This window comes from Faecousia sp., from assembly GCF_048519415.1.
Classification (GTDB): domain Bacteria; phylum Bacillota; class Clostridia; order Oscillospirales; family Oscillospiraceae; genus JAZOXB01.
Genome location: NZ_DBFZUT010000084.1, coordinates 18911 through 28991, shown reverse-complemented (window position 1 = coordinate 28991; position 10081 = coordinate 18911). Strand labels below are relative to the sequence as shown.

General features: G+C 60.9%; 7 protein-coding genes. 5 read left to right on the top strand and 2 right to left on the bottom strand.

Translation table 11 applies throughout. The features are described from left to right. Positions 1-474: 474 nt before the first annotated feature. The 4 genes from ssnA to ACMKFF_RS08970 all read left to right on the top strand — a co-directional run bounded on the left by ssnA (position 475) and on the right by ACMKFF_RS08970 (position 6074). Positions 475-1815, top strand: coding sequence for a putative aminohydrolase SsnA (gene ssnA / locus ACMKFF_RS08985; protein WP_419496718.1), 1341 nt, complete (start codon positions 475-477; stop codon positions 1813-1815). Between the two features lie 96 nt (positions 1816-1911). Further along, the gene (gene ygfK / locus ACMKFF_RS08980) at positions 1912-4854 is read left to right on the top strand and encodes a putative selenate reductase subunit YgfK (RefSeq protein WP_419496717.1); all 2943 of its coding nucleotides are present in this window, start codon (positions 1912-1914) and stop codon (positions 4852-4854) included. A gap of 58 nt (positions 4855-4912) precedes the next feature. Next, positions 4913-5344 carry a C-GCAxxG-C-C family protein gene (locus ACMKFF_RS08975; RefSeq protein WP_419496716.1) on the top strand — a complete coding sequence of 144 codons (432 nt, stop codon included), beginning with the start codon at positions 4913-4915 and terminating at the stop codon, positions 5342-5344. Further along, entirely contained in the window at positions 5334-6074 is a 741-nt protein-coding gene (locus tag ACMKFF_RS08970; RefSeq protein ID WP_419496715.1) for a tetratricopeptide repeat protein, read from the top strand. The genes ACMKFF_RS08975 and ACMKFF_RS08970 overlap by 11 nt, the downstream gene beginning before the upstream one ends. 50 nt (positions 6075-6124) lie before the next feature. Here ACMKFF_RS08970 and hcp read toward each other — a convergent pair whose 3' ends face one another. Both hcp and ACMKFF_RS08960 read right to left on the bottom strand, forming a co-directional pair. Continuing rightward, positions 6125-7720, bottom strand: a complete 1596-nt coding sequence (gene hcp, locus ACMKFF_RS08965; RefSeq protein WP_419496714.1) for a hydroxylamine reductase — start codon at positions 7718-7720, stop codon at positions 6125-6127. Positions 7721-7832: 112 nt separating this feature from the next. Next, positions 7833-8336, bottom strand: coding sequence for a hypothetical protein (locus ACMKFF_RS08960; protein ID WP_349135872.1), 504 nt, complete (start codon positions 8334-8336; stop codon positions 7833-7835). 236 nt (positions 8337-8572) lie between these two features. Here ACMKFF_RS08960 and ACMKFF_RS08955 point away from each other — a divergent pair, with 236 nt between their 5' ends. After that, on the top strand, positions 8573-9688 hold the full coding sequence (locus tag ACMKFF_RS08955; RefSeq protein WP_419496713.1) for an aldo/keto reductase: 1116 nt from the start codon (positions 8573-8575) through the stop codon (positions 9686-9688). Positions 9689-10081: the final 393 nt, after the last annotated feature.

Below are 10081 nucleotides of genomic sequence, written 5' to 3'. Positions count from 1 at the left end.
AAAGCCTTTTGCAAGCCCTTTCTGGCAAAATTATGTGAAAAAATATCGCGTTCCATTTTAAACGATATTTCGATAGATTTCGAGGTTTCGCCCAGACTGCGCAGTTTCAGAACGAAATACGGCAGATAACAGCAGACTCTTTTTGATATCCTTCAAAACTCCGCATTCTTGGCTAAAAGTGTTACAGACACTAACATGCTTGTAACGTTTATTCGCGGAAGTATTTGTGCAATACTGCCAAAATTCTCGACAAAAATTTGGTCGGATTTGCCTCCGAAAAAGCCTTGCGGGAACTGGGAGCGTTGTGTATAATAGAATTACAATTTCAGATTGATAGCTGTAACGAAGTGCTGCGCGCACGGGCTTCCGACTATCACTCAGGGATTCTTGAGTGGAGATGTTGAACGAATGGTTCTGCATCCCCATTTTTGTTTTATTCACGCCATGGAAATCACAAACAGGAGGTACACGAGCATGTATATTCTTGGAAACGGCAGACTGATCACCCGCAGTCAGGCCCTTCCGTATCTGGAGAACGGCGCCGTCTGCATCGACGGGACGAAGATCAAAGAGGTCGGCGAGACCGCTGCCCTCCGCGCCAGATATCCGGAGGCGGAGTTTATCGATGCACGCGGCGGCGTCATCATGCCGGCGTTCATCAACGCCCACACGCATATTTATTCCGCACTGGCCCGCGGTCTTTCCATCAAGGGCAACAACCCCACGAATTTCTATGAGGTGCTCGACGGTACCTGGTGGGCTATTGACCGCAAGCTGACGCTCAAGGGCACGAAGGCCTCGGCCGACGCTCTGTACATCGACTGCATCAAGCAGGGCGTGACGACGATCTTCGATCACCACGCCTCCTACTGTGAGATCCCCGGCAGCCTGTTCCAGATCGCGGAGTCGGCAAAGCAGTTCGGCATCCGCTCCTGCCTGTGCTACGAGGTCTCCGACCGCGACGGCGAGGAGAAGTGCCTGCAGGCCATCCAGGAGAATGCCGACTTCATTACCTGGTGCGAGAAGGAGAAGGACCCCATGCTCGCCGCCATGTTCGGCGGACATGCCCTGTTCACCATCTCCGACAAGACGTTCGACCGTATGGTCGCAGCGAACAACGGCCGCACCGGCTATCACATCCACGTTTCCGAGGGCATGAACGATGTCTACGACAGCCTGCAGAACTATGGCCGCCGTCCCGTGCAGCGCCTGCAGGACCACGGCATCCTCGGCCCGAAGACGATCCTCGGCCACTGCATCCATGTCAATACGGCGGAGATCGAGCTTATTAAGAATACCGACACCATGGTCGTGAACAATCCGGAGTCCAACATGGGCAACGCCGTTGGCATCTGCCCGGTGCTGCCGCTGTCCAAGGCGGGCATCCTCCTCGGCATGGGCACGGACGCCTACACGAATGATATGCTCGAGTCTCTGAAGGTAGCCCTCTGCTCGCAGCGGAGCAATGCCTGTGCGCCGAATGTCGCGTGGTGCGAGGTCACGGACATGCTCTTCAAGAACAACGCGAAGATCGGCGCGCGCTACTTCGACGCGCCCCTCGGCGTGCTGGAGCCGGGCGCGGCGGCGGACGTCATCGTCATGGACTACAAGCCGTTCACCCCGTTCTCCGATGCGAACATCGACGGCCATATGATCTTCGGCATGACCGGCCGCCAGTGCCAGACGACGATCGCCAACGGCAAGCTCCTTATGAAGGACCGCGAGCTCATCGGTATCGACGAAGAGGCGATCAATGCGCACATCCTCGAGGAGTCCAAGAAGCTCTGGGGCGCGCTGAACGACTGCACCTACTAATTTATAATTCATTTCCGTCAAATATGATCCTGCGCCGCGCCTGCCTTACCCGGGGTGCGCGCGGCGCCGCAACAAGCATCACAGGAGGATGATCCCATGTCTGAGAAAATGTATCCCATTCCGTTCCGCAGCCTGATGAACTGGATCCTCGCAGAGCGGGAGAAGACCGGCGAGGTCTTCGGCGTGCATAAGCGCTGGATCGCCGACCCGGCCAAGACGCTTCCCATCTTCGGCGAGAAGATCGAAAGCCCGTTCGGCCCCGCTGCAGGCCCGAACAGCCAGCTGGCGCAGAATATCATCGCCGCCTACGTCGCAGGCGCGCGCTTCTTTGAGGTCAAGACCGTTCAGAAGATGGACGGCGCGGAGCTTGCCGCCTGCGTGCCGCGTCCCTGCATCCTTGCAGACGACGAGGGCTACAACCAGGAGTGGTCCACGGAGCTGGAGGTCGGTCAGGCGCTCGACGAGTATGTCAAGGCGTGGTTCGCTCTGAAGATCATGGCGAAGGTCTGGCATTACGGCGACCCGGACGGCTTTGTGTTCAACATGTCCGTCGGCTATGACCTCGAGGGAATCCGTGGCCCGAAGATCGACCACTACATCGAATCCATGAAGGACGCTTCGCAGCTGCCGGTGTTTGCTGAGTGCCGCAAGGTCCTGACGGAGCTGTTCCCGGAGGAGGCGGCGTTCATTGCCTCCATCTCGCCGCAGGTCTCCCACAGCGTCACGCTTTCGACGCTGCACGGCTGCCCGCCTGATGAGATCGAGCGCATCGCGTCCTACCTGCTGACCGAGAAGCATGTGCACACGTTCGTCAAGTGCAATCCGACGATCCTCGGCTATCACGACGCTCGCACGATCCTCGATTCAATGGGCTATGACTACATCGTCTTCGACGATCACCATTTTAATGAGGATCTGCAGTGGAAGGACGCCGTCCCGATGTTTGAGCGTCTGCAGGCGCTGGCGGACCACGAGAAGCTGCAGTTCGGCCTGAAGCTGTCGAATACGTTCCCGGTCGACACGACGCGCGGCGAGCTGCCGAACGACGAGATGTACATGTCCGGCCGCTCCCTGTTCCCGCTGACCATCGAAATGTGCCGCCGCATCTCCGCGCAGTTCGGCGGTAAGATGAAGATCTCGTTCGCAGGCGGCGCAGACTTCTTCAACTGCGACAAGCTGCTGGCGGCCGGGATCTGGCCCATCACCGTCGCCACGACGATCCTGAAGCCGGGCGGCTATAACCGCCTGACCCAGATGGCCGAAAAGACGGCCGGCATGCCGTTCCGCCCGTTCGACGGCACGGACACCGAGGCCATTGCGGCCCTGTCCGCCTCCTGCCGCACGGACCCGCACCACTGCAAGCCCGTCAAGCCGCTGCCCACGCGCAAGTCCGAGGAAAAGGTGCCCTGGTTCGATTGCTACTCCGCCCCCTGCCGCGGCGGCTGCCCCATCGCACAGGACATCCCCGAGTATCTCGAGCTGTGTCGTAAGGGCCTGTATAACGAGGCGCTGGCCCTTATCACGGAGCGCAACGCTCTGCCGTTCATCACCGGCACGATCTGCGCGCACCGCTGCATGGGCAAGTGCACCCGCAATTTCTATGAGGATCCCGTCCAGATCCGCGCGGCCAAGCTGCTGGCGGCCGAGAAGGGCATCGATGCCAGAATGGCATCCGTCGTCCGCCCGGCTCCCGTTCCCGGCAAGCGCGCTGCCATCATCGGCGGCGGCCCGACCGGCATTGCTGCGGCCTACTTCCTCGGCCGTGCAGGCGTGGCTTGCACCATCTTTGAGCGCACCGGCAAGCTCGGCGGCATCGTCCGCCATGTCATCCCGGCGTTCCGCATCTCGGACGAGGCAATTGACCGCGATATCGCCCTTATGCAGGCCTACGGCGCGGAGGTCCGCCTGAATACCGAGGCTCCCTCCGTCGAAGAGCTGCACAAGATGGGCTATACCCACATTCTCTATGCCACCGGCGCATGGAAGCCCGGCAAGCTGAACATCCCCGGCAACGTCCGCGGCGTCATCGGCTGGATGCAGGAACGCAAGGCCGGTGCGAACGAGCCGCTCGGCCATGTCGCCGTCGTCGGCGGCGGCAACACCGCCATGGATGCTGCCCGCGTGGCAAAGCGCGGCGGCGCGGCGTCCGTGACGCTCGTCTACCGCAGAACGCGCCGCTTCATGCCTGCCGATGCGCAGGAGCTGGTGCTGGCCATGCAGGACGGCGTGGACTTCCTCGAGCTGGCCGCGCCCGTCAAGCAGGAAAACGGCGTCCTGACGTGCGAGAAGATGCGCCTCGGCGAGCCGGATGCCTCCGGACGCCGCAGCCCGGTCCCGACCGGCGAGACGGTCGAGCTGCCGTGCGACCTCGTGATCTCCGCCGTCGGCGAGCAGGTCGAGGAGCAGGTGTTCACGGACAACGGCATCACGCTCAGCGCAAAGGGCCGTCCTGCCTTCTGCACGAACGTTCCCGGCGTCTATGCTGCCGGTGATGCGCTGCGCGGCCCGGCTACGGTCGTGGAGGGCATCGCAGACGCAGCCCGCTTTGCGGAGGCCGTCATCGGCGCGCCGCACACCTATGACATCCCGGCGGAGGCCCATCCTACGGAGGCCGAGGCTATCGCCCGCAAGGGCATCCTGCACGCACCGGGCAAGGTCTGCTGCGAGGGCGAGCGCTGCCTGAGCTGCGACACCGTCTGCCAGAACTGCGTGGACGTCTGCCCGAACCGCGCCAACGTCGCCGTCCGTCTGCCGGACGGCCGCACGGAGATCGTGCACGTCGACAAGATGTGCAACGAGTGCGGCAACTGCACTGCCTTCTGTCCGTATGCCTCCGAGCCGTGCAAGGATAAGCTGACGCTGTTCCAGACGACAGAGGACATGGACGATTCCAAGAACTTCGGCTTCTGCTTCCTTCCGGATGGCAAGGTCCGCGCACGCCTGACGACGGAGACCGTCGGCGATCCGGACGAGCTGCCTGCCGATGCCGCCCTGCTCGTGCGCACGATCCGCGACAGCTATTCTTATCTCTATCGTTAACATTACAAATGAACCCCCGGAGCTTCGGCTCCGGGGGAACTTGCGGTCAGGAGACAGCATGGAATTATACGAAATCGTCAATCGCTATCATATCGGAACGAACTACAGCTGCGCAGAATCCATCCTGCTGGGCTGCGAGGAATACTACCATCTGCATTTGCCGGAGCAGGCGCGAAAGCTGTTCACGCTGCTGGGAAGCGGCATGCAGACCGGCCTTTCCTGCTGCGGCGCACTGACGGCCGGAACGGCGATCCTCGGCCTGATGACAACGGGAAACGGCGAATGGAACAGCGACAATCCGGATGGCCCCGCGCTCGTGGAGGAGCTGACGAACGTATTCGGGCAGTTTGAAACGCTCTGGTGCGATGAGCTGCGCGGGCTGGAGATCGATGGCTATGAGGACCCGTGCTACTGCGTGGTGGAGACCGTTGCCAAAAAGCTGCAGGAGCTGCTCGCGCGCTGTGAGGAGGAGATCCCCCATGCAGAATGAGGAATGGAACGTCTCTGCCGTATCGCTCTCGCCGGAGCTGGTGCGCCTCGCGCAGCAGAAGCAGGCGCGGTTCGAAGCCTGCCTTCAGGCGGCGGAGAACGGCAATGAAGCCGCCATCACGGAGCTTGGCATCAACTATTTTTATGGCACAAACGGCGCACCGGAAGACCCGGATGCCGCATTCTACTGGCTCAGCCGGACCTCGCCGGAGAATGCGGCAGGCCGCTGCTTTCTCGGTGCTTGCTATGTGATCGGCAAGGGAACAAAGCAGGATGAGCGGACTGCGGCTGAGCTGTTTCGGGACAGTGCCGCCCTCGGCTTTCCGCCTGCACAGTATGAGCTGGGACTCTGCTATGAGCACGGCATCGGACTGGAACGGAACATGGCCCGGGCGGTCGAGCTGTATGCGCTGGCGGCGGAGCAGGAGGATGCACAGGCCCAGTGCGCCCTCGGAAACCTGTACTTTACCGGGAACGGTGTGGAGCAGGACCGGGCGCGTGCCGCGGAGCTTTATACGCGCGCAGCGGAGCAGGGCGACGTGCAGGCACTGAGCTGCCTTGCGGAATGCTATGAGGCGGGCTGCGGCGTCCCGTGCGATCTGGACCGGGCCATTGCGCTGTACGATCAGGCTGCTGCCCTCGGCGACGGCTATGCGCACGAGGAGGCGAGCCGCCTGCGGCTGCTGCGTAATAACCGGCGGCGGAAGTGGGATTTTGAGAGCCTGCAATGATTCTGCAAAGAATTGGAGCACCTGCATGACGCGGGTGCTCCGTTTTTGACTCAGCTTCCCAGAAGAGCGGCAAGGTCCGCCTCCGGGGTGGTGATGGGTGCGATGGCATAGTGCTCCACGAGGTACTGCAGCACATTGGGCGACAGAAAGGCCGGGAGCGTCGGGCCGAGGCGGATATTCCGGATGCCGAGGTGCAGGAGCGTCAGCAGAATGCAGACGGCCTTCTGCTCATACCACGACAGGACCATGGAAAGCGGCAGGTCGTTCACACCGCAGTGGAAGGCCTCCGCCAGCGCCAATGCGATCTGAATGGCACTGTAGGCGTCATTGCACTGACCGATGTCCAGCAGGCGCGGCAGGCCTGCGACGGTGCCGAGGTCCATGTCGTGGAAGCGGTATTTTCCGCAGGCGAGCGTCAGCACGACGGTGTCCGGCGGGGTCTGGCGGACGAATTCCGTGTAGTAATTGCGGCCCGCCCGTGCGCCGTCGCAGCCGCCGACCAGGAAGAAGTGGCGGATCGCGCCGGAGCGCACGGCCTCGACGATCTGCGCGGCGTTTGCCAGCACGGCGTCGTGCGCAAAGCCCGTGGTCGTGCCCGTGCCGCCGTTCAGGCCGGTGCGGTGCTGTGTCTCCGCATAGCCGCCCAGCTCCAGTGCGCGCTCGATGACAGGCGTGAAGTCCTTTTCCGCGCCGATGCGCGGGAGATCGGGGTAGGCGACGACAGCCGTGGTGAACACGCGGTCGGCGTAGGACGGGCGCGGCGGCATGAGGCAGTTCGTCGTGAACAGGATCGGCGCGGGGAGGTCCGCAAATTCCTTCTGCTGGTTCTGCCATGCCGTGCCGAAATTCCCCTTGAGATGGGGATACTTTTTCAGCTCCGGGTAGGCGTGCGCCGGGAGCATCTCGCCGTGCGTATAGACTGCGATGCCGCGGTCTGCCGTCTGCTCCAGCAGGAGCTTCAGGTCGTGCAGGTCATGACCGGACACAACGATAAACGGGCCGGGCTCCACGGAAAACGGTACATGGACCGGGGAAGGCTTGCCAAAGCATTCGGTGTTGGCTTTGTCCAGCAGCGCCATGCAGCGCAGGTTGACCTCGCCCAGCTCCAGCACGAGCGGGAGAAGCTCCTCCATGCTCCAGTCTTCGCCGACGGCGAACAGAGCTTTAGAAAGAAAGCGTTCGACGGACTCGTCCCGGTAGCCGAGCACCATGGCATGATAGGCATAGGCTGCCATGCCGCGGCTGCCGAACAGCAGCAGGGACTTCAGGCTGCGGATGTCCTCCTGTGTGCCCCAGAGCTGCGCCAGATCATAGTCGCCCGTCCGACCGCAGGGCGCGGTGCAGACGGCACAGTCCGGCACAAGGCGCTGCTTCTCGGCCCGGACGCGCCAGGTCAGGGCGTTCAGGCTGTCCGGATCGAAATTGACGTTCGTCAGCGTGGCGAACAGGCCCTCGATCATCAGCTGCCAGGTCTCCGGACCGGCATCCGGGCTGGTGTCCGCCGCGCGCGCCAGACCGATCAGTGCTCCGGTCAGCCGGTCCTGCACCTGTGCAGTCTGCGCGTCCTTGCCGCAGACGCCGCGGCTCGTGCAGCCGGTGCAGCCTGCGGTCTGCTCACATTGAAAGCAAAACATGTTGTGGTCCATGGGAAAACTCCTTCTTGTGGTTTGGGGTTCACTTCATGGACACATCATAGCAAATGACAGCACGCAAATATGTTGGTATGCCAACATGACGGACGCGATTTTCGTTCCAAATTCAGGGAAGCATAAATTCTGCCGGGATCGAAACGCCGTTCATGAAAACGGCAAGGCAGATATAGTTTCCATCCGTCGTGATGCTGGCATTGTCCTTCCATGCCGCGGTGATCGCCTCGTCTGTGCCCTCGCTCTCGACGGCGCCCTCGTCCACGGCCTTCTGCAGGATGTCCACGACCTTCTGCACGTCGGCGCTGTTCTCAACCTCAAGCAGAACGACCTCGTCCGGCGCGCCGGTCACGGGGGAGAGGCCGCCGCTGACCTGCCGGAACGAAATTTCCTCCAGTCCGGGGAACAGGGGACTCAGCTCCGAAATGTCCGAGACCGGGAACAGGACCGGCGCGTCCGCGCCCATGGCGGTGATGCCGCTCTGATAGAGCATCTGCAGATCGCGCGATGAGGTTGGCTCGGTCGGCGCGGGTTCCGTCGGGGCGGGCTTGCTGCCGCAGGCCGCAAGCAGCACGAGAACGCAGACCAGTGCGAGGAGCAGGAACGTCTTCTTCATAAAAAATGCCTCCCTTTTCTGTATGGATCCGGTCAGCCTGCTGCGCTGACCCCCTTGTATCCATCAAGATGGCGCACGGGAAGAATTGTTTCGCGAATTGCAATCCATAAAAAAGTATGGTATCATAAACTCAACGCAGGTTATCCCTTTATTAATGGAAAAGGGTCAAAAAACGAAGTGACTGCAGGCCCTCTGTGGTCCAATATAAAAAATATGATACGAAAGGAGAAGCGGACATGGAACGGATCAAAAAGAACTTCGGCTTTGGCTTTATGCGCCTTCCGATGCAGGACGGCGAGGTCGATATCGCGGAAACGAACCGCATGGTAGACGCATTTCTGGACGCGGGCTTCAACTATTTTGACACGGCGCACGGCTATCTGCAGGGCAAGAGCGAAAAGACGCTCAAGACCTGCCTGACGAGCCGTTATCTGCGCGACCGCTACATCCTGACGGACAAGCTGACGGAGAACTTTTTCAAGACCGAGGCGGACATCCGTCCGTTGTTCGAGAGCCAGCTCGAGGACTGCGGGGTCGATTATTTTGATTTCTACCTTATGCATTCGCAGTGCTCGGAGAACTATGGCCATTTCAAGGCCTGCCGCGCTTATGAGACGGCGTTTGCTCTGAAGGAAGAGGGCAAGGTCCGCCACGTCGGCATTTCGTTTCATGGCCGCCCCGAGCTGCTCGAGCAGATCCTGACAGAGTATCCCGCGATCGAAGTCGTGCAGATTCAGTTCAATTATGTTGACTATGACGATCCCTCCGTCCAGAGCCGCAAGTGCTATGAGGTCTGCCGGAAGTTCAACAAGCCGGTCATCGTCATGGAGCCGGTCAAGGGTGGAAACCTTGTCAAGCTGCCGGACGATGCACGCGCCGTTCTGGATGCCCTGCATGGCGGCAGCCCGGCCAGCTATGCCATCCGCTTCGCTGCGGGCTTCCCCGGCATGCTGATGGTGCTCTCCGGTATGAGCACGCCAGAGCAGGTGCAGGACAATATCTCGTTCATGAAGGACTTCAAGCCGCTGGGCGAAACGGAGCTTGCTGCCATCGCGAAGGTGCAGGAAATCTTCCGCAGCAAGAACCTCATCCCGTGCACCGGCTGCCGATACTGCACGGACGGCTGCCCGAAGCAGATCGCCATCCCGGAACTGTTCGCCACGATGAACGCGAAGCAGATCTACCACGACTGGCATACGGATTATTACTACAATGCCGTCTACGCACTGCCCGGTCATAAGGCCTCGGACTGCGTGAAGTGCGGCAAGTGCGAGTCCGTCTGCCCGCAGCATCTGCCCATCCGCCAGCTGCTGGAGAATGTGGCGAACGAGTTCGAAAAGAAGGAAGCGTAAGGGCAACAGAATCCCAAATATGATGCAATAATTCGCAGCCGCTGCGGTCGTCTGGCCGCGGCGGCTGAGCTTGTCAAAAAAGGATTTTTGACAAGCTCTCAAACGAGACCCGTTTCACTGGGCTCTCGTTTGAGAAGGCTGCGGCTCGCGGCAGCGCACGAAGGGTACACCCTTCGCACGTTTGCGAGCCGAGCGGTATTTTCTCCGACGTACACGCCGCCGGAGAAAATGATTTCCACTTTCTCTGCGCTTGCGAGCGCAAACTCTGCGAGGCTTTTTTGACAGTCTGAGCCGCTGCGGTCGATTGGCCGCGGCGGCTGCCTTTTTCCTCTGCCCGCATCGGGCGGGACTTGCTTTTTCTTCCCCGGTGCGCTATACTTTGGCGCATGAAGA